The following is a 234-nucleotide window of genomic DNA, read 5'->3' as shown; positions in this document are numbered from 1 at the left end:
AAGAATGAGACTAAAGTACTCATCTATACCGTGAATCCACTTGTGTCTTGAGGTATCCATTTGGAGAAGTTCACCCGATTTCTCCTTTTCAAACCTCTTTCTTGGTTTCCTTCTTTTCTTTATTTTGGTAGTGTAGAGATGGGCTGAGATGAGAATATTCCGGAGAGTACTATAACAGAGGCTCTTATCCGGATACCGCTCACGAAACAAGTCGTAAAGATGTAGAGTATTGTA

The 234-nt window shown here is 39.7% G+C and carries 1 protein-coding gene; it reads right to left on the bottom strand.

Features of this window, described 5'->3' with window-relative positions; genetic code table 11:
- Window positions 1-234 (bottom strand): hypothetical protein (locus QMD71_04505; protein MDI6840105.1); only part of this gene is annotated, 234 nt, incomplete at both ends.

Source organism: bacterium (assembly GCA_030018315.1).
GTDB lineage: Bacteria > Hydrothermota > UBA3073 > JACQXS01 > JAGMCI01 > JASEGA01.
The sequence above is the reverse complement of the archived record's forward strand: the minus strand, read 5'-3'. Positions and strand labels throughout refer to the sequence as shown.